The sequence below is a fragment of the Streptomyces sp. XH2 genome, assembly GCF_049725035.1.
In the GTDB taxonomy this organism is placed as follows: Bacteria; Actinomycetota; Actinomycetes; order Streptomycetales; family Streptomycetaceae; genus Streptomyces; species Streptomyces roseoverticillatus.
The window spans coordinates 1-19,642 of sequence record NZ_JBMMMZ010000019.1 but is presented as its reverse complement, the minus strand read 5'-3'; the positions used below and the strand labels follow the sequence as shown (position 1 = coordinate 19,642).

Below are 19,642 nucleotides of genomic sequence, written 5' to 3'. Positions count from 1 at the left end.
GTCACCCCGGTCTGGGCCCCCCGGGCGGGGGTCCCCGGCCCCGCCCCGGGCCCGTTTCACCCGTCGGCCGGCCGACGAGCCCACACACTAACGCACGGGGAAGCGCCTCGCCGGGCAACCGCGGCGCGACGAACATCCACCTGGAGGACACCGGCACACGCTTCCAGCACGTCAGCGCCCCCGCCGCCGGTACTCCCGGAGGAGCACCCCGAGCGCGGCGGGCACGGCGGGGCGCGCCGGCCCGCCGAACACCGCGGTGCCCTTCGCCAGGGCCGCGTCGGCGGTGAGCACCTCCAGGGAGATGAACGCCCGGATGAACGCACGGTGGGCGGGCGGCGCGAAGCCGGGCAGCCGCCGGCTGGCCAGCAGGTCGCGCCGCGCCCGGTCCAGGGAGGCCGCCAGCAGGGCCCGCGTCCCCGCCGTGTCCCGTCCCTGCTCCAGGTCGGCGCGGGAGACGCCGTGCCGCTCCAGCGCCTCCGCGGGAAGGGCGAGCCGCCCGTCCCGCAGGTCTTCGGCGAGATCGTTGACGAAGTCGAGCCGCTGGCTCCCGTCGATGTAGGCCCGGCAGAGCGTACGGCTGCCGGCGGCGCCGGCACCGGGACCCGGGCCGGGGCCGGGGCCTGCGTCGCAGCCGGGGCGGGAGCCCGCGTCCGGCGCCAGCACGAGACCGGCCACGAGCATGAACGCCGGGAGCGCGTACGCGTCCACGTACCTCTGGTATTCGCTCTCGTCGGCGAATCCGGTGAAGTCCCGGTCCAGGGAGGCCCCGGCGAGGAACTCCTCGATGTGGCCCTTCATGCCGGGGTGCACGGAGACGGTGTGCAGCAACGGGCGCAGCACCGGGTGTCCGCTCTCCCCGGAGGCCAGGGCGCCGGCGACCTCCTTCTCCCACGCTGCGGCGTCCTCTCCGGCCCGGCCCCCGCCGGCGGGGACCCCTGCGCCCGCGGAGCCTCGGTCGAGGAGCGTGTCCGTGTGGTGCATGAACGCGGTCGCCGCGATGACGTGCGGAACGACCTCCGCGGGCAGCAGGAGCCGCACGGCCGCGTAGGCGTGCCGGCGGTAGGCCGCTACCAGGGAACGCTGACGGGTGTAGTCGTCACGCAGCCGCGGGCCGTGAATGCCCGCGGCTGTGAGCGTCCTGCCCCATGTCTTCATCGTGGTGACTTCCTGCGGAGGGTGCCGGGAAGCGTCGAGCCTACGCCCGGGGCGGGTGAGGGCTCACCGGCGGGCGCCCGGCCCTCGCGGCGGGCGTGCCCCGCTCCCCCCCGGCTCCGCTCCTCCGCAGGGCGGCTCAGGCCGGGGCGCCGCTGAGGATGTCGACGCGGCCCGTGTCGAGCGAGTAGTAGGCGCTGACCACCGCGAGTGCGCCCTTCTTCACGAGCGGGGAGAGGTCCTTGTTGGAGCGCAGGTCGGCCGCGGTCAGCTCGGCCTGGGCGCGGATCATGGTGTCGACCGGGTCGGGGCCGCGCTGCTTGAGCGTCTTCTTGTACGCCGGCTGCAGGGCCTCGACGATCGCCTGCAGGTTGCCGGGCAGGGTCGCGCCGTCGCGCAGGGCGTCGTACGCCGCCTTGGCCGCGCCGCAGCGCTGGTGCCCGAGGACGACGATCAGCGGGGTGCCGGTCGTCAGGGGCCCGTACTCGACGGACCCGGTGACCACGGGGCCGACCGCCTGTGCGCCGGTGCGCAGCACGTAGAGGTCGCCGAGGCCGGTGTCGAAGAGGAGCTCGGGAGGCACGCGGGAGTCGATGCACGAGAGGACCACCCCGTACGGCTCCTGCGTCTGCGCCACGAACTGACGGCGGTCCGGGTCGCGGTCGGGGTGCTGGAGGTTGCCGTTCACCCAGCGCTTGTTGCCCTGCAGCAGCCGCGCGAGCGCCTCCTTGGACGTGGCCGGGCTCGCCGTCGGCGGCGCGGGCGTCGCCTTCAGGTCGGTGCCCGCCTTCCCGGTGCTCTTCACGCTCCCGGGGGCCTTCCCGCACCCCGAGAGCACGGCCGCGGCGGCGGCCGCGAGACCGCCGGTGAGCATCGCCCGGCGATGCGGATGTCCTGCTGAGCCCATCGGTCGTTCTCCTCGGCATGGCTGACACGCGGTGATGGAGATAGTCCACCGCGGTGCGGGTGCTCCCGCGGGAGGCGCGGAGGACCGCCGGGCTCATTTACCACCTACGGCCCAAAGAGCGGACACCGCCGGCACCGCTTCCCGCACCGCTGCCGGCACCCCTGCCGCAGCGGAAGGAAACTGACTGGCCGCCACATCGGCCCCTCGCCTACGGTGAGGTGACCGACGAGACACCGGATGGACAGCAGGATGAGCACGAGCACGGCCGGCCGACGCACCATGACCCTGTGGCGGCCGACGGGACCGGAGGAGCTGGCGCTGGTCGAGGCGTCCGGCCGGCGGGCCTGGCCCCCGCGCCTCCCCGACCAGCCGATCTTCTATCCGGTGCTGAACGAGGACTACGCGATCCGCATCGCCCGCGACTGGAACGTGCCCGCCTCCGGCGTCGGCTACGTCACCCGCTTCGAGGCGGACGCCGCGTTCGCCGCCCGCTACCCGGTCCGGCAGGCCGGCGGACGCACGATCCTGGAGCTGTGGGTGCCCGCGGAGGAACTGGCCGAGTTCAACCGGCACATCATCGGCCTCATCGAGGTGACCCACGAATTCCGGCCGGAGCCGCGGCAGTAGCCGACGCCGCACTCGGTCCGCGTGACCGGCGTCACACCTGACGGGTTAGGCGGGCATCGGGGCGCACGTTCTGGCCACCCCCGGACCGGCCCGCCTAGCCTGTGGAAACGGCCTCCGAAAAGGCCGCGTCGCAGCTGATGCCAAGGCTCGGGAAAAACACTTGGCCCGGATCCGCCCCGGACGGTGGTTGTGTCAGGGTACAGACGGAATTTCATCTCCGATTACGACGGTCTCGCCGGTCAGTGGTGGGATCCTCGCGGGCCGCTCGCACCATTGGGCTGGATCGCCCGGGCCCGCGCCGAATTCGTTCCCGTTCCCCATACCGGCGCCGGGGCCCCACAGGCCCGGCTGCTCGATGTGGCCTGCGGGGGCGGGCTTTTCGGTCCGCATCTGGCCGGCAAGGGATATCGCGTGTTCGGCGTGGACCTGTCGGCCACGGCACTCGGGGAAGCGCTCGGGCACGGCTTCGACGCGGTCGCCCGCGCCGACATCACCCGCCTCCCGTTCGCCGACGCGTCCTTCGACGTCGTCACGGCGGGGCAATGCCTCGAACACGTACCGGATCCCTTCGCCGTGGTGGCGGAGCTGTGCCGGGTCCTGCGGCCCGGCGGCACGCTGATCGTCGACACCATTCCCGACACCAGGACCGCCCGGCTGGTCGCCGTCACGCTCGCCGAGAACGTCCCCCTTCCGGGCAGGCCCGCCCGCGGCACTCACGACCACCGCCTCTTCGTGAACAGGGAGCGGCTGGCCCGGGTCGCGCGGCAGCACGGCGTGGAGCTCCGGCTGCTCGGGCTGCGTCCGCGGTTCCGCGACTTCATCCGTTATCTGGCCGGGCGACGCGAGGAGGTTCGCATGGTTCCCATCAAGTCCACTTCCGTCCTCTACCTCGGCGTGGGGACGAAACGGTGACGGCGGCCATTCACCAGCGGCCGGCCGGCGGCGGCGCGGTACGGGCATGGCTGGTCGGGGCCCGGCTGAAGACCCTGCCCGTGACCTTTGCCCCGATCGCGGTCGGGGAGGGGATCGCCCGTTCCCTCGGTCCCGTCAGCTGGTGGCGCACCGTGCTGACGCTGCTGTTCATGCTGGGTTTCGTCCTCGGCACGAACTTCTTCAACGACTACAGCGACGGGGTGCGGGGAACCGACGACGACCGGCAGGGGCCGGCCCGGCTGGTCGGCTCCGGCCGGGCTTCGCCCCGGCAGGTCCTCCGCTTCGGGATGTTCCTGTACGCCGTGGCGATCGTGACCGGGGTGGTCCTGGCCGTGACGGTCTCCTGGTGGATGCTCGCCGTGACGGTGTACTGCGGGCTCGCCGGCTGGTTCTACACCGGCGGCCCCCGGCCGTACGGCTACCGCGCGCTCGGCGACCTCAGCATCTTCCTCTTCCACGGCGTGATCGCCGTGTGCACCACGGCCGCCGTCCAGCTCGGCCACGTGCCCCTGCTGGCGCTCGGCGCGTCCGTGCCCATCGGCCTGCTGTCCTGCGCACTGCTGACGACGAACAACCTCCGCGACATACGGACCGACGCCGCCGCGGGAAAGATCACCGTCGCCGTGCTGCTGGGCGACAAGCGCACCCGCGTCTACTACGCGCTCTGCGTCACCGGCGCCTTCGCGTCCGCACTGCTCCTGGCGGGCGCCCGGCCCTGGGCACTACTGGTGATCGCCGCCGTCCCGTCCGCCGGCTTCCCGCTCCGCCGGGTGCTGAACGGGGCGCGCGGCAGGGACCTCATAGCGGCCCTGGAGCACACCTGTCTGCTGCTGCTCGCGTTCGGGACCCTGCTGGCGATCGGCCTGGCCCTGTGACCAGCCGGTTCGGCCCGGCCCCTGTGACCAGCCGGTGCAGCCGCTGCACCCGGCCGAAGGAGAAACATCAGTGACACCGGATCACGAAGTGCTGGTGATAGGCGCCGGATTCGCCGGAATAGGCACGGGAATCGGTCTGCGCCGGGCCGGCATGGACGACTTCGCCATCATCGACCAGCAGGACGGCGCCGGCGGTTCCTGGCACACCAACAGGTATCCCGGAATCGCCGTGGACATCACTTCCTTCTCCTACTCCTACGCCTTCGAGCCCTTCCCTTCATGGTCCAGGCTCTTCCCTCCCGGAGCGGAACTGAAGGCGTACGCGGACCACTGCGTCGACAAATACGGGCTCCGGCCCAATCTGCGTTTCCACGCGAAAGTCGTCCGCGCCGAATACAGCGGGCCGCACCACCTGTGGCGGGTCTTCCTGGCGGACGGCGCCTCCTTGACGGCGCGGTTCGTCGTCTGCGCCACCGGCTGGCTCACCGAGCCGAAGCGGCCCGCCATCGAGGGGCTGGACGCGTTCAAGGGCGACGTCCTGCACACCGCGCACTGGGACCCCTCCCTGGAGCTGGCCGGCCGGAGCGTGGGCCTGATCGGCACCGGCGCGTCGGCGGTCCAGGTGATCCCGGAGATCGCCCCGCGCGTGGAGTCCCTCCACGTCTACCAGCGCACCCCCATCTGGGTCTTCCCGAAGCCGGACTTCGCCGTGCCGGAACCCGTGCGCCGGCTGTTCGGGGCGGCGCCGTGGACGCAGCGGGCGATCCGGCTGTTCACGGACACCGCGACGGAGGCCGGCTTCGTGATCGCCATGATCCACCACCGCCGGTTCCCCTTCCTGGTGAAGGCGGGGGAAGCGGCCTCGCGGCTCTACCTGCGCAGCCAGGTCAGGGGCGACCGCGAGCTGATGGCCAAGCTGACTCCCGCGTACCGGCTGGGCTGCAAGCGGCCGTCGTTCGGCAAGGGCTACTGGCGGGCCTTCACCCGCGGCAACGTCCGTCTCGTGACCGAGCCCATCGAGCGCGTCACGGAGACCGGCATCCGTACGGCCGACGGCGACGAGCAGCGCTTCGACGTGCTGGTCCTGGCCACCGGCTTCCGGACCCTGGAGAACCTTCCGCCCTTCCCCGTGCACGGGACCGGCGGCCGTGAACTCAGGGAGTTCTGGCGGACCGAGCGGTTCCAGACGTACGAGGGGACGTCGGTCAAGGGGTTCCCGAACCTCTGGTTCATCGTCGGGCCGTACTCCTTCACCGGCGGCTCGTGGTTCGGCATGATCGACTACCAGGTCACCCACGCCTTGCGGGTGATCCGCGAGGCCCGGCGCCGGCGCGCCACGCAGGCCGTCGTCCGGCCGGAGAAGCACGACAGGTCGTTCCGGGAGACGCTGCGCCGCGTGCCGGGCACGGTGTTCGCCCACGGGAGCTGCAGGCGTTCGAACAGCTACTACTTCGACGAGCGCGGGGACGCTCCGGCCGTCCGGCCGGCCAGCACGTACGAGGCCGCGTGGCGGGCCAGGCACTTCGACCTCGACGACTACGCCTACGAACGGCTGCCCGGGAGGCCGGCGTGATGCGACTGCGTGACGTCCACGGGCGGGACCGCTCCCTGTGCGTGTTCTACGGGCTGTTCGGCCTCGCCGGAACCGCCGTCATGGGGGCGCTGGCCGTCGCCTTCGTCCGCGAGAACATGGACGCCGGCCCGTACGGCGTCGTACGGAACTTCGTCCACGACGCCCTGACGAACCTCGCCTCCCAGTTCGTCTACGCGGACCTGGTGCTGATCTGGGCGGCCCTGTCCGCCTTCATGATCGTCGAGTCGCGGCGGCTCGGGATCCGGTACGTGTGGGCGTACATCGTCGGCGCCCCGGCGCTGGCGTTGTGCGCAAGCTTCTCGGTCTTCATGTACGTCCGCCAGCTGAAGATCGCGGCTGCCGGCGCGGGCCCGGCCGGCCCCGGGGACGTTCCGCCGTTTGGCGGGGCCACCGGTCGGAAAGGCCACAAGCCGGACACCGTCCCGCTGCCCAGCGCAGGGAGGAGGCAGGCATGAAGCCTGCGACGAGGAAATCAGTGAGGTCCGTGATGGCCGCCGCGGTCGTGGGAGCGTCGGTCCTGCTGCCGGCGACCGCGGCGCAGAGCCTGTCGCGGCAGCAGCTGCCCATCTGCCCGCACGTCGTCGGCCTGTGCACGTGGACGGAGCCCGACGCCGAGGGCACGACGAGAATGTTCCAGCGCCCGGCGCCCAAGCTGAACCCGCCCGTCCGCAGCGCGAAGAACCAGAGCGGGCAGACCTGGTGCCTCTACCCGAGCCCGGCGTACGAGGGCCAGGCCTTCGTCCTCCGCTCCGGTTCGTACACGCCGGGGCTCGGCCTCACGGCCCGCTCGGCACGCCCCTGCTGATCCCTGCCCGGCACCCCCACCGGGAGCCCGCCGCCCCGCGCCCGGGCTCCCGGACCCCGCACCCGCGGCACAGAGCCGGCGGAGGCCCGCGTGGAGGAGCTCCGCGCCCGCGCCGGTCCGTGAGCGGCGGACGCGCGGGCGCTGCGGCAGGCCCCTACGCCGGGATGACCTCGGCGACGTTCCCGTCGAGGATCGCCGCCACCTGACCCTCCGGCAGCCCGGAGTGCCGGATGTAGTCGGTGGCGGCCAGGAATTCGCCGCCCGCCTGATAGGGGAAGTCGGTCCCGAGGAGGAGCCTGTCGGCGCCCAGCGACTCCACGGCCGCCCACAGCGCCGGCACGTGTCCGTGGCCGACGGTGTCGTACCACATGCGGCGCGCGGCCGCGCTGGGCTTCTCGGGGGTGTCCGGGGCCTCCCGGACGTACTGGTGGTCGGCCCTGTTGAGCACCATGGGGAGCGCCCCGCCCAGGTGCGAGATCACGATCTTCATCCGCGGCAGGCGGCTGGGGACACCCGCCAGGACGAAGTGCATCGCCGCGACCGTGTCCTCGACCGGGGCCCCGATCGTCCAGGTCAGCCGGTGGCCGGCGATGAGCGGCGATTCGGCCCCGGTGCCGGCCGGGTGCACGTACAGCACGCTGCCGCGCCGGTCGAGCTCTTCGAAGACCGGCTCGAACGCCGGGTCCGCGACCGACCGGCCCAGTACGGACGTCGTCGTGCACGCGCCCGCCATGCCCAGCTCGTCCAGCGCGCGCTCCAGCTCCTCCAGCGCCGCGTCGGTGTGCGGGAACGGCAGCGCGGCGAAGGCACGGAAGCGGTCCGGCCAGCGCCCGACCACCTCCGCGTACAGGTCGTTGGCCGTACGGGCGGCACGCACCGCGTGGTCTCGGTCGGTGAAGTGGGGCGACTGAGGGGCGACCGACAGCACCTGCTGCGCGATGCCCGCCTCGTCCATCAGCGCGAACCGCGCCTCGATGTCCGCGTCCGAGGTGCCGGCGCCGAGCCCGCGCTGCGTGGCGGTGTCGGTCTTGCCGTACGCCTGGAGCAGATCGAGATAGGCGTCCGTCCAGATGTGCGCGTGAACGTCGATCGCCATGGCAGCGGCTCCTCGTGAGACGGGTGTCGTGAGCACGCGCGTGACGCCGGAAGCCCCCGGGGACGGCAGCGGCCCGGTCAGCCCTCTCCGGGCTTCGACCACACGGCGGGCCCGCCACCACGCCAGTCGATCAGCTCCGGGTCCTCGAGCTGCATGTCGTCCGATGCGACTCCGGCACGCCGCAGGAACTCGATCACGTCCACGACGCCGTACGCCACCCCCAGGTTTTCCGCGCCCACCGTCACCCGCCGGCCGCCCGACGACGACGGCGGGTGCACGACGACGCGTGCGAGTCCGGACATGTTTCCAGCCTGCGCCAGGATCCGTCCGGATGCATCCGGACGGCGCGGGCCGGGACGGGGCCCGCCCTACCGCAGTGACCCTCCGCAACAGCCTTCCGCAATAAAGGGATGCGGCATGCACACGGACGCGGTTACCGTGGCCGCATGTCTACGCCCCGGATTTCCTAGCTGAGGACCCGCTTCCACGCCAGAAGTGTGTCCTTCAGTTCTTTCGGAGCGTTACCCCATGATTACCGTTCGCGATGCCGAGCTGCGCGCCGGCGCGCGCCTGCTGCTGTCCGGCGTCTCCTTCACCGTCTCCCCCGGCGACCGGATCGGCCTGGTCGGCCGCAACGGCGCGGGCAAGACCACCCTGATGTCCGCGCTGGCGGGCAGGGCCAGGCCCGGCGCCGGCACCGTCACCCGCACCGGCCCCGTCGGGTTCCTCGCGCAGGACTCCCGCGCCGCCGACCCGGCCGTGACCGTCACCGAGCGCATCCTCTCCGCCCGCGGCCTGGACCGGGCCCTGCGGGAACTGCGCAAGGCCGAAGCCGCGATGGCGGACGCCGCCGGGCCCGGCGCCCTGGAGCGGGCGATGAGCGCCTACGCCCGTGCCGAAGCCGCCTTCCAGGCGGGCGGCGGCTACGCGGCCGAGGCCGAGGCCGCCCGCGTGGCGGCCGGGCTCGGGCTGCCCGACCGGGTCGTGCACGAGCCGGTCGGCACGCTGTCCGGCGGGCAGCGGCGCCGGGTGGAGCTCGCCCGCATCCTCTTCGCCGGTCGCGGCGGCACGCTGCTGCTCGACGAGCCGACCAACCACCTCGACGCCGGCTCCCTCGCCTGGCTGCGCGCCTTCCTCCGGGCGCACACGGGCGGACTGGTCGTGATCAGCCACGACACGGGCCTGCTCGCCGACGTCGTCAACCGCGTCTTCCACCTCGACGCCACGCGCGCGACGATCGACATCCACAACACCGGCTGGACCACGTACCTGGCGCAGCGGGACGCGGACGAACGGCGCCGCGCCCGCGAACGCGCCGGCGCCGAACGCAAGGCGGCGGCCCTGCACGCCCAGGCGGACAAGATGAAGGCCCGGTCGGCGACGGCCGTGACGGCCAGGAGCATGGCGCGCCGCGCCGACCGCCTCCTGGCCGGGCTCGAACCGGCCCGCCGGACCGAGAAGACCGCGAAGATCCGGCTGCCCGAGCCCGCCCCGTGCGGGCGGATGCCGCTCGGCGCCGTGGGTCTGGCCAAGTCCTACGGCGACCACCGGGTCCTCGCCGGCGTGGACCTCGCCGTGGACCGTGGCAGCCGCCTGGTGGTGCTCGGCTTCAACGGCGCGGGCAAGACCACCCTGTTGCGCGTCCTCGCCGGCGAGGAGCGGCCCGACGCCGGCCGGGTGGTGCGCGGGCACGGCCTGCGGCTGGGCTACTTCGCGCAGGAGCACGACACCTTGGACGGTGCGCGCACGGTGCGGGAGAACCTCGCGGCCGCCGCCCCGCACCTGACGGACGGCGAAGCCCGGCGCGTCCTGGGCGCGTTCCTCTTCTCCGGGGCCGAAGCCGACAAGCCGGCGGGCGTCCTTTCGGGCAGCGAGAAGACCCGGCTGGCGCTGGCCGGGCTGGTGCACTCCGGCGCGAACGTCCTGCTCCTGGACGAACCGACCAACAACCTCGACCCCGTCTCCCGCGACGAGGTCCTCGCGGCCGTCGGCTCCTACCCCGGCGCGATCGTGATGGTCACCCACGACGAGGGCGCCGTCGACGCCCTGCGCCCCGACCGCGTCCTGCTGCTGCCGGACGCGGACGAGGACCTGTGGAACGAGGACTACCGGGACCTGATCTCCCTCGCCTGAGCCGGTGCGCACGGCTCCTGTCCGACGCGTTCGGCAGGAGCCGTGCCCGCGACCGGACCCCCGGCCCGCACCGGCACGGGCCCGGACCGTCACGCGGGAACGAGCGTGCGCGTCCGTGGCGTCTGCCGGCACCCGCCCACCCGCCGCCGGAGTCGTTCGCGCACCTCGGGCCACTCCTCGTCGAGGATCGAGTAGAACGCCGTGCCCCGGACCACGCCGTCCAGACCGCGGGTGTGGGCGCGGTGGACGCCTTCGAGGACCGCGCCGAGACCTTCGATCGCGGCGCGCGAACGCGCGTTGCGGGCGTCGGCGCGCAGGGACACGCGGCGGACGCCCCAGGTCTCGAAGGCGTGCCGCAGCATCAGCAGTTTGGCCTCGGTGTTGATGCCCGTGCCCTGGGCGCGTGCGGAGAGCCAGGTGCCGCCGATCTCCGCGGCGTCGGGGATCGCGGTGAGCGGGGAGCCCAGGGGGCCGCGCGGGGCCGGCGGCCAGATCACCGGGCCCTGCCAGTAGTCCAGCTCGCAGAAGCGGGTCGATCCCACGACCCGCCCGTCCGCGACCCTCACGGTGGCGAAGGGCACGCTCCGGCCCGCCGCCTGCGCCGCCAGTGCGTCGGCGACGTACTGATCCGTCGCCTCGATCCCGTGGGGCACGGGCGTGAAGGCATAGCTGCCGCGGTCTTCGGCGGCCGCCGCGGCCAGGGCCTCGGCGTGGTGCTCGGCGAGCGGCTCGAGCCGGACGGCGCGACCGTGGAGGGTGACAGGTACGGGCACGGGCCTTGCATCCTTGAGCGGAGGAACAGGGGGTTGGACTGTGCGGTCAGTGTGCGCTCCGGGGGGCGCCGGACGGGCGGCCGAAAAGTGAACGCCAGGTGACATCGGGGCGACGTCGGGCGGCTGGGGCGAACCGAGGCGGGCCGGGTCGGCGGGAGGTGACCCGCAGGCCGGCGGCCTGATCATCTGCGTGCCGGGCCGCCGTCCGGTGTGCCCGCGCCGATGCGGCAGGATCGACCGGATTGACCGGGAAGTCGATCAGGGGAGGGGCGCCGGTGGAGCTGCGTCAGCTGCGCTATTTCGTGACCGTCGCGGAGGAGCTGCACTTCGGGCGGGCGGCGGAGCGGCTGGTGATCGGCCAGCCGGCCGTCAGCCAGCAGATCCGGCGGCTGGAACGGGAGCTGAGGATCGAGCTGTTCGACCGGTCGCCCCGGCTCGTCCGGCTCACGGCGGCCGGGCAGGCCTTCCTCCCCGCGGCCCGCGCCGTACTGGCCGCGGAGGACACCGCCCGGGCAGTGGCCGCGGAGCTGGCCGGCGGCGGTGCCGGCGTCTTCCGGCTCGGCACGATCACCGGGCTCGGCGAGAGGCTCGACCGGGTGCTGGAAGCCTTCGAGGAGCAGGCGCCGGGCGTACGGGTGGAGCTCGTGGCACTGCCGGTGCGGGACCGGCTCGCGCGGCTCGCCGACGGCAGGCTGGACGCCGCCTTCGTCCGCGGTGCCGACCCGGCCGCGGGTACGGCGGCGGCGCAGGGCGGCGCCGGACTGCACCGCCGCGTGGTCTGGGAAGACGAGCTGATGGCCGCGATACCCGCCCGGCACCCGCTCGCGGACCGGCCCGCCGTGGGTCTCGCCGAGCTCGCGGTGCTGCCGCTGCGCCTGACCGAGCGCCGGAACCACCCGTCGCTGGTCGACCTCGTCCTGGGAAGCTGCCGGCAGGCGGGCTTCGAGCCCGTGCCCGGCCCGGCGTACAGCTCCCTGCAGGACACCCTCGCAGCGATCGGCTCGGGCACGCCGATGTGGACGGTGGTGTACGCCGGCAACGCCCGGCGGATGACGCTGCCGAGGGTCGCCTTCGTCCCCTTCGCCGCGCCCGCGCTCCGGCTGCCCGTCGAGCTGGTGACCCGCAGCGGCACCTCCTCCCGGCTGCTCGCCTTGCTGCACGATGCCGTGACGGACGCTCACTTCGCTGCCTGACCCGCGACGATCAGGAATCGTGATCGCTGCGAGAACGATTCGGGTCTGGGTGGCGGGGGGCCCTGCGCGGTGAACTGTTCCCGGCAGCAGGAAACGCCGGAACCGCCGGCGGGGCCCCGACCGGCCTCACTGCCTCCGCCGGCCTTACCGGCCCCACCGTGAAGGAGCACTCCCATGCCCATCGTCACCATTCAGCAGGGCCCCCGTGACATCGAGCTCAAGCGTGACCTGGTGGCCCGGGTCACCGACGCCTTCGTGGACTCCCTGCAGATCCCGGCTGAGGCCGTGCAGGTGTGGATCCACGAGGTGCCGGCCGACAGCTGGGGCGTGGCGGGAAAGCTGACCGCCGACAAGTAACCGCCGACAACAAGTAGCCGAGAAGCAGCGGAATTCCGCCCGGCCGGGAGCGGGGGTCTCCCGGCCGCCGGGTCACCGCAGGGACGACGGGCGCCGCGGCGGCGGCAGGGCCCGGAGCACTTCCCACAGGGGGCGGCCACCGGCCGCCCACTCCCCCAGCACGCGCCGGTCCACAAGGTGTATGCGCTGAGTCCGGGCCAGCGGTGGGCACCGGGAGGAGAAACGGCCGTTGGTCACCATCACGGCGACGTCCGCGCCGTGCAACGGCCGGGCCGTACCGGCGACGACGTGCAGATCCGGGGTGCCGACCGCCGAACCGCGGTCGCCCTGGCGGCGGTGCTTGCACTGGATCACCCACAGGCGCCCGAAGGGGTCCGTGGCCTTCACGTCCGCCCCGTTGTCACCTCTCCCGCCGACCTGCCGGGCGTCCGCGCAGCCGTCGCGGTACATCAGGTCCCGTATCGCGTGTTCGAACTGCGTGGGGTCCAGGGAGTCCAGCTGGGAGATCGCGTACCGCAGCGCGCCGGCCCGGAGGCGCTCCTCCTGGGCGCGCTGCTGCCTCCGGCGGAGCTCAGCTCCGCCTGCCGCGGCGGCCAGGACCGCGCCGATCAGCCCCACCCACCAGTGCACGGCGAGCCACCGCACCAGCGTGACGACCAGCCCGACCGCGGCGACCCCTGCCACGACGAACAGGACCGCCCGAACATCCGCCTGCTGCTGTCTCCTGGACCGACGGCGGCGCACCGGCCGGCGCCGGCTCACCATGCCGGCTCCGCGGCTGACGGAATCGGTTGCGTCACGCCCTGCCGGTCGCCGGCCGGCGACCACCCTCGGCCCCTGACCGACGCGCCGTCAGCCCTCTCGCACCTCTTGCGCCTCTTGCGCCTCTTGCACCTCTCGTACTTCTCGTACGACTCAAACCATCGCACGCGTGGATCCCCCTCCGGGTCCGGTGCGCTTCCTGCGCAACTCCCATGGAACCAGGGGCCACTGACAATCCCGGCGCCGGTGACGCACAGACGTCAGCCTCACGGCCGCCGCCGGGGCGGGAGGGCCGGCCCTCGACGACGCTCCGGCGCGTACGCCCGGCCCATGCCGGCCCTTGCGCGGCTAACAACGTTAGCCGTACGCTGCAGGCATGCGGCTAACGCCGTTAGCCAGAAGTCATTGCCCGCCAGGAGCCCCCATGCACTCGGTCCGCACCCGCATCGACATCGCCGCCCCCGCTTCCCGCGTGTGGCACGTGCTCACCGACTTCGACGCCTACCCGCAGTGGAATCCCTTCATCGTCAGCATCAAGGGCACGCCCGAAACGGGCGCCGTGCTGCAGAACGTCCTCCTCAACAACGGCTCCACCATGCGCTTCCGCCCCACGGTCCGCGCCGCCGTGCCCGGAAGGGAGCTGCGCTGGCTCGGGCGCCTCGGGCTGCCGGGTCTCCTCGACGGGGAGCACTCCTTCCTCATCGAGGAGACCGGGCCCGGCAGCGTGCGGCTCACCCAGGCCGAGACCTTCACCGGCGTCCTCGTGGCCGTACCCTTCATACGCCGCAAGCTCGACGTCGAGGACGCCTTCGCGGCGATGAACTCCGCCCTCAAGCAGCGAGCCGAACACCAGTGAGCACCCAGCAGCCCCTCCGCACCACGCGCACCCCCCGCGCCTCCGAGATCGCCGCCGCCGCCCGCGAACTGCTGGAGGAGCGCGGCCGCGACGAACTGACCATGCGCGCCCTCGCCGAACGCCTCGGCATCCGCGCCCCCTCCCTCTACAAGCACTTCCGCAACAAGGAAGCCGTGGAAGCCGCTCTTGTGGAGGACGCCCTGGCCGAGATGGGGGCGGTCCTGCACGCCGCCCTGGCCGAAGCGCCCGCCGCCGGCCGCGTGCCCGCGCTCCTGGCCGCCTACCGGCGGCACGCCCTCGCCCATCCCGGCCTGTACCGCCTCGCGACCACCGGCCCGCTACCGCGCGCCGACCTGCCCGGCGGGCTGGAGGAATGGGCGGGCAGCCCGTTCTTCCTCGCCACGGGCGAGCCCCACCTCGCGCAGGCCCTCTGGTCCTCCGCGCACGGCATGGTGCTCCTCGAACTCGACCGCCGCTACCCGGAGGGCTCCGACCTCGACCGCACGTGGCAGGCAGGCGCCCGCGCCTTCACCGCCCCTGGCGGTCGCTCAGCGCTGGATGTGCCGTAGCACCTCGTCGGCCAGCCGCCGGTCGAGCGCCGCGGGGAGGGTGTGTCCCAGGCCCTCGACGGTGACCAGGCGGGCGCCGGGGATGGCGGCGGCCGTGGCCTCGCCGTGGGCGGGCGGGAACATGGGGTCTTCGGTGCCGTGGAGCACCAGGGTCGGCGCGGTGACGCCGGCCAGGTCCGAGGTGCGGTCTCCGCCGGCCGCTCCGGCGAGGGTGTGGTTGAGCCCGGACCGCCGGTCGCGCGCCCGCTCGTACACCCGCTCCTCCATCGCGCGGTACTCGGCCTCGTCGAAGGGGAGGACCGTTCCGTGCAGGACGCGCCACATGGGCATCCGGGTCGTGACGTACTCCTCCCGGCCGGCCCGCGGCCCGGGTGCCGAGGAGGCGAGGGCAGCGAGCAATTCGGCGGTGGGCGGCGGGAGTTCGCCCGGCAGCGGGGGCCGGCCCGCGAGGGCGCGTCCCACGGCTCCGGCCGTGTCGGTGCCCAGGGGCGTGGCGGAGAGGCTGGTCAGGGTGCGGACGCGGTGCGGGTGGGTGACGGCCAGCCGCTGGGCGATGATGCCACCCAGGGACGCTCCCACCAGATGGGCCCGGTCGGTCCCGAAGGCGTCCAGGACGGCGAGCGCGTCGGAGGCCATGTCGGCGACGGTGTACGGATGGGCGGCGAAGTCGACCGTGGAGGAGCGGCCGATGTCGCGGTGGTCGTAGCGCACGACGCGGTGGCCGGCGGCGGTCAGGTGCCGGACGAAGCCGTCGTTCCACTGGACGCCCTGGGCTCCCGCTCCCATCACGAGCAGCACGGTCGGCCGCCCGGGGCTGCCGAACTCCTCCGCCCACAGGGTGAGGTCACCGGCCCGCACCATGCGTTCCGTGCCGGTGAGGCGGTCCGTCCCGGCCTCTCCGGCCGCCCTGCCGTCGTCTGCCTGCATGATCGTCAAAGTAACGGGCGGCGCGGGATCCCGCCATCGCGTTCGTCACAACGCCGGTGGCCCGGACGGCGCGACGCGGGCCGGGCCGGGCCGGACGGTCCTGCGCCGCTTCCCGAGGGAACGACCGGCCACGTCGGCGGCGGCTGGGACCTGCCGGACGGCACGCGCGCCCGGGGCCTGCTCGCCACGCTGCACCCCACCGCCGGGGCCTGAGCCGCGCGCCGTGCGGCGGAGCCCGGCGATCAGCGGAGGCGCAGGGCTCCCCGCACCGTACGGCCCACCGGGCTCAAGAGGCCCGCCCGGCCTCTCGCCACTGCGGGGCGAGCACCGACCAGATCTCCTCGTCGTGCCGCTCGCCCCGGTACAGGAAGCTCTCGCGCAGCACGCCGTCCCTCGTCATGCCCAGGCGCCGGGCCACGGCCTTGCTGGGCTCGTTCTCCGCGGAGACCCACCACTCCACGCGGTGGATGCCCCGCTCCTCGACGGCCCAGTCGATGAGCACGCGCACGGCACGGGTCACCAGCCCCTTGCCCACTCCCGCCGGTTCCAGCCAGCAGCCCGCCTCGGCCGTCCCCTGTGCGACGTCCATCGTCCGCAGGCAGACCGCGCCGACCAGCGTGCCGTCCGCCCAGATGCCGCAGAGCCGCCCGGTGTCGGCCGCGGCCTTCTCCGCGTACGTCTGCAGGAACGCCCGGCTCGACCTCAGGTCCGTGATGACGTCGGGCAGCCCGTTGCGCTGCCCGATGAACTCGCGCCCCCGGTCCACGTGGGCCAGGAACTCCCGGGCCTGCCACGGTTCGAGCGGGCGCAGCTCCGCGCCGTCGTCGCCCAGGGATATCGCGTACATCTTCGCCCTCCACGGCCGGAACCAGCGCAACTGGTGCACCTTGCACCTCCACAGAAGGATCTCACCACGGGAAGTGCGGAGGAGACGGCCGGGCCGGACCGGAACGGACCGGGTCAGGCAGCGGCCGGAATCGCGAACCGCACTCCTGTCATCCGTTCCGACAGCTCCCACAGGCGCCGCGCGGTCGCGCGGTCGGCCGCGGCAGGGGCGAGCGGCACCAGCGCCGGGCCGCCGCGCAGCTCGGCCGGACCGTCCGGGCCGATGAACTGTCCGCCCGCCACGCCCGGGTCCGTGGCCGCGTAGAGCTGCGGCAGCGCGCCCCGGGCAGGGGCCTGGGCGAAGAGCGGGTTCCCGATCCTGCCGAGGGCGAACCGCAACAAGCCGGTCGTCTCCTTCATCTGCAGGCCGGTGGCGGTGTAGCCCGGGTGCGCGAGCACGCTGCGCACCGGGCTGCCGGCGCCGGCCAGCCGCCGGTGGAGTTCGTACCCGAAGACGGCGTTGGCGAACTTCGACTGGTTGTAGAAGCCCATGGGCGAGTACGCGCGCTCGCCGGCGAGGTCGTCGAAGCGGAGGTGCGCCTTGCGGTGGTTGACCGAGCTCACGGTGACCACGCGGGGATCGCGCCCGGCGGTCAGCAGGCCGAGCAGCAGCCCGGTGAGCGCGAAGTGGCCGAGGTGGTTGCAGGCGAACTGCAGCTCGTGACCCTGCGCGCTCAGGGACCGGGGCGGCGCCATGACACCGGCGTTGTTGACGAGCACGTCCAGTCGCGGGTGGTCGGCGTGCAGCCGTTCGGCGAAGGCCCGGACCGAGTCGAGGTCGGCCAGGTCGAGCCGGCGCACGTCGAGCCGGGCGCCCGGCCGTTCGGCGGTGATGCCGGCGGCCGCCCTGCGGCCCTTCTCCTCGTCGCGCACCGCGAGGATCACGTGCCCGCCCCGGTGGGCGAGCGCCCTGGTGGTCGCCAGGCCGAGGCCGCTGTTGGCTCCGGTGACGACGAACACCCGCCCGGTCTGGTCCGGCATCTGCTCGACGGTCCACTGCTGCTTCGCCTGATCCACCCGCTTCGTCATGCGGCACACATTGCCCCTCGTGTCACTCGGTGTCAAGGTGCTCCCAAGTGCCATACGAGGCATGGCGTTACCATCGTCGGGTGAGCACCCGCCCCGAAGTGACCATGGCCGAGCGCAAGCGTCAGCTCGTCTCGAACGAGCTGACCGAAGCGGCGCTGCAACTCCTGGCGTCGAAGGGGTTCGACGCGGTCACCATCGACGAGATCGCGACGACCGCCGGCGTGTCCAAGCGGACGTTCTTCCGCTACTTCGCGTCCAAGGAGGACGTGGTCGTCCAGTTCCTGGCCGGCATGGGCGCCGACATGCGCACGGAGCTCGCGGCCCGCTCCCCCGAGGAGCGGCCCTCCGCGGCCCTGCGGCACACCGTGGGCGTCCCCATCGCCACCTGCGCCGACCACTCCGACAGGGCGCTGCGCGTGGTCCGGCTGATCCTGCGCACCCCCGCCCTGCACGCGCGCTTCCTGGAACGCCAGGCGCAGTGGCGCGACGACCTGGCGGCGGAACTGGCGCACCGCCTGGGCCTCGATCCCGGCGCCGACCTGTATCCGCGGCTGGCCGCCGGGATGGCCCTGACCGCCTTCGACGCGGTGCTGCACCGGTGGAGCGGCAGCGACGGGGCCGAGGACCCGGACGAACTGATCGACCGCGCGTTCGCCGTCATCGCCCCGGCGCTGGACGCCGTCTGACACCGCCCTGTCCCTCCCCCGGCCCCGTGTCGCGGGGGCCGGGCGGTGGGGGCGGGCGGTAAGCAAGGGACATGCGCATCCAGTTCCCGCCGGCGGGGCCCCGTCTCTCGGGGGGCCGGCGCGCGCTGCTTGCCGTACCCCTGGGGCTGATCGCCGTGATCATGGTGGCCGACCTGGTGACCGGCCCGGACATCCACCTCGGCCCCCTGCTCGTGGTCGCACCGGCGCTCACCGCGACGTTCGGCAGCGCACGGCTGACCGCGGCGGTCGGCGTCCTGGCCGTCACCGCCCAGATCATCCTGGGCGTCCTCTTCGGCCGCACCTCGACGGCGGACCATCAGACGCAGACGGCGGCCCTGTTCCTGGCCACCGCCTTCCTCGTCGCCTTCCGCGCCGTCCACGAGCGGCACGAACAAGAACTCGACCGCGCCCGCTGGGTCGCCGACGTGGCCCAGAAGGTCCTGCTCAAGCCCCTCCCGGCGCAGATCGGCCCGCTGGAGATGGCTTCGGCCTACGTGGCGGCCGAGGCCGAGGCGCAGATCGGCGGCGACCTGTACGCGGCGGTCCGCGCCCGGAACGCCACCCGCGTCATGATCGGCGACTGCCGCGGCAAGGGCTTCACGGCCGTCGGGGACGCCGCCCTGCTCCTCGGCGCCTTCCGCGCCGCCGCGCACCGCTTCCCCCCGCTCCCCCGGCTGGTCGCCCACCTGCACAACACCGTGTACTGGGACTCCGGGGAACCGGCCGACGACCTCGCGGCCGGGGAGGGCTTCGTCACGGCGGCCGTGCTGGAGATCCCCGACGACCGGCCCCGGGTCCACGTCATCGACTGCGGCCACCCGCCGCCGCTCCTCGTCCGCGGCGGCGACGTCGTACCCCTGGAGATCCCCGACCCGTACCTGCCCCTCGGCCTGGGGACGCCCACGACGGAAGACGACTACGAGGCCGCAGCGTTCGAGTTCCCCGACGGCGACCTGCTCCTGCTCTACACCGACGGCGTCATCGAGGCCCGCGACGCCCACGGCGCCTTCTACCCCCTCGCCGAGCGTCTGGCGTCGTGGGGCGAACGGGACCCCCGGCGCCTGGTCCGGCGCCTCCACGAGGACCTGCTCGCCCACGCGGGCGGATCCCTCGGCGACGACGTCGCGCTGATCGCCATCAGGCGCAAGCCGTAGCCGAACGACGCGAAGGGCGGTGGCGCCCCGGGGTTCCGGGGTGCCACCGCCCTTCGCGGTGGTTCATGTCACTGTCGTGGATCAGTACGCGGAGTTCACGTTGTCCATCGAGCCGTACTTGTCGGCCGCGTAGTTACAGGCGGCGGTGATGTTGGCGACCGGGTCGTAGATGTCCCACGAGGTGCCCTCGACGTGGTACGCCTTGAACGTCGGGTCGATCATCTGCAGCAGACCCTTCGACGGGACGCCGTTGACGGCGTTGACGTCCCAGTCGTTGATGGCGCGGGGGTTGCCCGTCGACTCACGCA

23 protein-coding genes are annotated in these 19,642 nt (G+C 73.4%); 13 read left to right on the top strand and 10 right to left on the bottom strand.

Going from position 1 to position 19,642, the window contains the following annotated elements:
• Positions 1 to 171 precede the first annotated feature (171 nt).
• Together ACOTKD_RS33470 and ACOTKD_RS33465 are read right to left on the bottom strand one after the other, a co-directional pair.
• Positions 172 to 1,155: a phytoene/squalene synthase family protein gene (locus tag ACOTKD_RS33470; protein ID WP_424892762.1), complete on the bottom strand. Its 984-nt coding sequence runs from the start codon at positions 1,153 to 1,155 to the stop codon at positions 172 to 174.
• Positions 1,156 to 1,291: 136 nt separating this feature from the next.
• On the bottom strand, positions 1,292 to 2,059 hold the full coding sequence (locus ACOTKD_RS33465) for a carbonic anhydrase (protein WP_424892761.1): 768 nt from the start codon (positions 2,057 to 2,059) through the stop codon (positions 1,292 to 1,294).
• 249 nt (positions 2,060 to 2,308) lie between these two features.
• On the opposite strand from ACOTKD_RS33465, the gene ACOTKD_RS33460 reads away from it, so the two are divergent.
• The 6 genes from ACOTKD_RS33460 to ACOTKD_RS33435 all read left to right on the top strand — a co-directional run bounded on the left by ACOTKD_RS33460 (position 2,309) and on the right by ACOTKD_RS33435 (position 6,893).
• On the top strand, positions 2,309 to 2,686 hold the full coding sequence (locus tag ACOTKD_RS33460) for a hypothetical protein (RefSeq protein ID WP_424892760.1): 378 nt from the start codon (positions 2,309 to 2,311) through the stop codon (positions 2,684 to 2,686).
• A gap of 183 nt (positions 2,687 to 2,869) precedes the next feature.
• Positions 2,870 to 3,598, top strand: a complete 729-nt coding sequence (locus ACOTKD_RS33455; protein ID WP_424892759.1) for a methyltransferase domain-containing protein — start codon at positions 2,870 to 2,872, stop codon at positions 3,596 to 3,598.
• Positions 3,595 to 4,494, top strand: a complete 900-nt coding sequence (locus tag ACOTKD_RS33450; RefSeq protein WP_424892758.1) for a 1,4-dihydroxy-2-naphthoate polyprenyltransferase — start codon at positions 3,595 to 3,597, stop codon at positions 4,492 to 4,494. The genes ACOTKD_RS33455 and ACOTKD_RS33450 overlap by 4 nt, the downstream gene beginning before the upstream one ends.
• A gap of 70 nt (positions 4,495 to 4,564) precedes the next feature.
• A complete protein-coding gene (locus tag ACOTKD_RS33445) occupies positions 4,565 to 6,067 on the top strand; it encodes a flavin-containing monooxygenase (protein WP_424892757.1) in 1,503 nt (500 codons plus the stop codon).
• Positions 6,067 to 6,543 carry a DUF2834 domain-containing protein gene (locus ACOTKD_RS33440; RefSeq protein ID WP_424892756.1) on the top strand — a complete coding sequence of 159 codons (477 nt, stop codon included), beginning with the start codon at positions 6,067 to 6,069 and terminating at the stop codon, positions 6,541 to 6,543. The genes ACOTKD_RS33445 and ACOTKD_RS33440 overlap by 1 nt, the downstream gene beginning before the upstream one ends.
• Positions 6,540 to 6,893 carry a peptidase inhibitor family I36 protein gene (locus ACOTKD_RS33435; protein ID WP_424892755.1) on the top strand — a complete coding sequence of 118 codons (354 nt, stop codon included), beginning with the start codon at positions 6,540 to 6,542 and terminating at the stop codon, positions 6,891 to 6,893. The genes ACOTKD_RS33440 and ACOTKD_RS33435 overlap by 4 nt, the downstream gene beginning before the upstream one ends.
• 154 nt (positions 6,894 to 7,047) lie before the next feature.
• On the opposite strand, the gene ACOTKD_RS33430 is transcribed toward ACOTKD_RS33435, so the two are convergent.
• Positions 7,048 to 7,989, bottom strand: coding sequence for an amidohydrolase family protein (locus ACOTKD_RS33430; protein WP_424892754.1), 942 nt, complete (start codon positions 7,987 to 7,989; stop codon positions 7,048 to 7,050).
• Positions 7,990 to 8,066: 77 nt separating this feature from the next.
• Complete coding sequence (locus ACOTKD_RS33425; RefSeq protein ID WP_235488807.1) at positions 8,067 to 8,291, bottom strand: hypothetical protein; 225 nt, start codon at positions 8,289 to 8,291, stop codon at positions 8,067 to 8,069.
• A gap of 226 nt (positions 8,292 to 8,517) precedes the next feature.
• On the opposite strand from ACOTKD_RS33425, the gene ACOTKD_RS33420 reads away from it, so the two are divergent.
• The gene (locus ACOTKD_RS33420) at positions 8,518 to 10,122 is read left to right on the top strand and encodes an ABC-F family ATP-binding cassette domain-containing protein (protein ID WP_424892753.1); all 1,605 of its coding nucleotides are present in this window, start codon (positions 8,518 to 8,520) and stop codon (positions 10,120 to 10,122) included.
• A gap of 89 nt (positions 10,123 to 10,211) precedes the next feature.
• Here ACOTKD_RS33420 and ACOTKD_RS33415 read toward each other — a convergent pair whose 3' ends face one another.
• Positions 10,212 to 10,895 carry a GNAT family N-acetyltransferase gene (locus ACOTKD_RS33415; protein WP_424892752.1) on the bottom strand — a complete coding sequence of 228 codons (684 nt, stop codon included), beginning with the start codon at positions 10,893 to 10,895 and terminating at the stop codon, positions 10,212 to 10,214.
• 275 nt (positions 10,896 to 11,170) lie between these two features.
• Between ACOTKD_RS33415 and ACOTKD_RS33410 the strand changes: the two genes are divergently transcribed.
• Positions 11,171 to 12,088: a LysR substrate-binding domain-containing protein gene (locus tag ACOTKD_RS33410; RefSeq protein ID WP_424892751.1), complete on the top strand. Its 918-nt coding sequence runs from the start codon at positions 11,171 to 11,173 to the stop codon at positions 12,086 to 12,088.
• Positions 12,089 to 12,262: 174 nt separating this feature from the next.
• Positions 12,263 to 12,445, top strand: a complete 183-nt coding sequence (gene dmpI, locus ACOTKD_RS33405) for a 4-oxalocrotonate tautomerase DmpI (RefSeq protein WP_120752803.1) — start codon at positions 12,263 to 12,265, stop codon at positions 12,443 to 12,445.
• A 72-nt stretch (positions 12,446 to 12,517) separates the two neighbouring features.
• Here the strand turns inward: dmpI and ACOTKD_RS33400 are convergent, their stop codons facing one another.
• Entirely contained in the window at positions 12,518 to 13,210 is a 693-nt protein-coding gene (locus ACOTKD_RS33400; RefSeq protein WP_424892750.1) for a restriction endonuclease, read from the bottom strand.
• Positions 13,211 to 13,631: 421 nt separating this feature from the next.
• Here ACOTKD_RS33400 and ACOTKD_RS33395 point away from each other — a divergent pair, with 421 nt between their 5' ends.
• Both ACOTKD_RS33395 and ACOTKD_RS33390 read left to right on the top strand, forming a co-directional pair.
• Positions 13,632 to 14,063, top strand: coding sequence for an SRPBCC family protein (locus tag ACOTKD_RS33395; protein ID WP_424892749.1), 432 nt, complete (start codon positions 13,632 to 13,634; stop codon positions 14,061 to 14,063).
• The gene (locus ACOTKD_RS33390; RefSeq protein ID WP_424892748.1) at positions 14,060 to 14,632 is read left to right on the top strand and encodes a TetR/AcrR family transcriptional regulator; all 573 of its coding nucleotides are present in this window, start codon (positions 14,060 to 14,062) and stop codon (positions 14,630 to 14,632) included. The genes ACOTKD_RS33395 and ACOTKD_RS33390 overlap by 4 nt, the downstream gene beginning before the upstream one ends.
• Here ACOTKD_RS33390 and ACOTKD_RS33385 read toward each other — a convergent pair.
• The 3 genes from ACOTKD_RS33385 to ACOTKD_RS33375 form a co-directional block, all read right to left on the bottom strand.
• Complete coding sequence (locus ACOTKD_RS33385; protein ID WP_424892747.1) at positions 14,612 to 15,559, bottom strand: alpha/beta fold hydrolase; 948 nt, start codon at positions 15,557 to 15,559, stop codon at positions 14,612 to 14,614. The two genes, ACOTKD_RS33390 and ACOTKD_RS33385, sit on opposite strands and share 21 nt — an antisense overlap.
• 286 nt (positions 15,560 to 15,845) lie before the next feature.
• A complete protein-coding gene (locus ACOTKD_RS33380) occupies positions 15,846 to 16,406 on the bottom strand; it encodes a GNAT family N-acetyltransferase (protein WP_424892746.1) in 561 nt (186 codons plus the stop codon).
• A 113-nt stretch (positions 16,407 to 16,519) separates the two neighbouring features.
• Complete coding sequence (locus ACOTKD_RS33375) at positions 16,520 to 17,473, bottom strand: oxidoreductase (protein WP_424892745.1); 954 nt, start codon at positions 17,471 to 17,473, stop codon at positions 16,520 to 16,522.
• 104 nt (positions 17,474 to 17,577) lie between these two features.
• Between ACOTKD_RS33375 and ACOTKD_RS33370 the strand changes: the two genes are divergently transcribed.
• Together ACOTKD_RS33370 and ACOTKD_RS33365 are read left to right on the top strand one after the other, a co-directional pair.
• A complete protein-coding gene (locus ACOTKD_RS33370; RefSeq protein WP_424892822.1) occupies positions 17,578 to 18,159 on the top strand; it encodes a TetR family transcriptional regulator in 582 nt (193 codons plus the stop codon).
• Positions 18,160 to 18,230: 71 nt separating this feature from the next.
• On the top strand, positions 18,231 to 19,334 hold the full coding sequence (locus ACOTKD_RS33365; RefSeq protein WP_424892744.1) for a PP2C family protein-serine/threonine phosphatase: 1,104 nt from the start codon (positions 18,231 to 18,233) through the stop codon (positions 19,332 to 19,334).
• 81 nt (positions 19,335 to 19,415) lie between these two features.
• On the opposite strand, the gene ACOTKD_RS33360 is transcribed toward ACOTKD_RS33365, so the two are convergent.
• A partial coding sequence (locus ACOTKD_RS33360) for a transglycosylase SLT domain-containing protein (RefSeq protein ID WP_424892743.1) occupies positions 19,416 to 19,642 on the bottom strand: 227 nt, incomplete at its 5' end.

Excerpts from the sequence above, each read along its gene's own strand:
- ACOTKD_RS33470 (WP_424892762.1), bottom strand. The coding sequence starts at position 1,155 with ATGAAGACATGGGGCAGGACGCTCACAGCCGCGGGCATTCACGGCCCG.
- ACOTKD_RS33465 (WP_424892761.1), bottom strand. The coding sequence starts at position 2,059 with ATGGGCTCAGCAGGACATCCGCATCGCCGGGCGATGCTCACCGGCGGT.
- ACOTKD_RS33460 (WP_424892760.1), top strand. The coding sequence starts at position 2,309 with ATGAGCACGAGCACGGCCGGCCGACGCACCATGACCCTGTGGCGGCCG.
- ACOTKD_RS33440 (WP_424892756.1), top strand. The coding sequence starts at position 6,067 with ATGCGACTGCGTGACGTCCACGGGCGGGACCGCTCCCTGTGCGTGTTC.
- ACOTKD_RS33435 (WP_424892755.1), top strand. The coding sequence starts at position 6,540 with ATGAAGCCTGCGACGAGGAAATCAGTGAGGTCCGTGATGGCCGCCGCG.
- ACOTKD_RS33430 (WP_424892754.1), bottom strand. The coding sequence starts at position 7,989 with ATGGCGATCGACGTTCACGCGCACATCTGGACGGACGCCTATCTCGAT.
- ACOTKD_RS33425 (WP_235488807.1), bottom strand. The coding sequence starts at position 8,291 with ATGTCCGGACTCGCACGCGTCGTCGTGCACCCGCCGTCGTCGTCGGGC.
- ACOTKD_RS33420 (WP_424892753.1), top strand. The coding sequence starts at position 8,518 with ATGATTACCGTTCGCGATGCCGAGCTGCGCGCCGGCGCGCGCCTGCTG.
- dmpI (WP_120752803.1), top strand. The coding sequence starts at position 12,263 with ATGCCCATCGTCACCATTCAGCAGGGCCCCCGTGACATCGAGCTCAAG.
- ACOTKD_RS33400 (WP_424892750.1), bottom strand. The coding sequence starts at position 13,210 with ATGGTGAGCCGGCGCCGGCCGGTGCGCCGCCGTCGGTCCAGGAGACAG.
- ACOTKD_RS33395 (WP_424892749.1), top strand. The coding sequence starts at position 13,632 with ATGCACTCGGTCCGCACCCGCATCGACATCGCCGCCCCCGCTTCCCGC.
- ACOTKD_RS33385 (WP_424892747.1), bottom strand. The coding sequence starts at position 15,559 with ATGCAGGCAGACGACGGCAGGGCGGCCGGAGAGGCCGGGACGGACCGC.
- ACOTKD_RS33380 (WP_424892746.1), bottom strand. The coding sequence starts at position 16,406 with ATGTACGCGATATCCCTGGGCGACGACGGCGCGGAGCTGCGCCCGCTC.
- ACOTKD_RS33375 (WP_424892745.1), bottom strand. The coding sequence starts at position 17,473 with ATGACGAAGCGGGTGGATCAGGCGAAGCAGCAGTGGACCGTCGAGCAG.
- ACOTKD_RS33370 (WP_424892822.1), top strand. The coding sequence starts at position 17,578 with ATGGCCGAGCGCAAGCGTCAGCTCGTCTCGAACGAGCTGACCGAAGCG.
- ACOTKD_RS33365 (WP_424892744.1), top strand. The coding sequence starts at position 18,231 with ATGCGCATCCAGTTCCCGCCGGCGGGGCCCCGTCTCTCGGGGGGCCGG.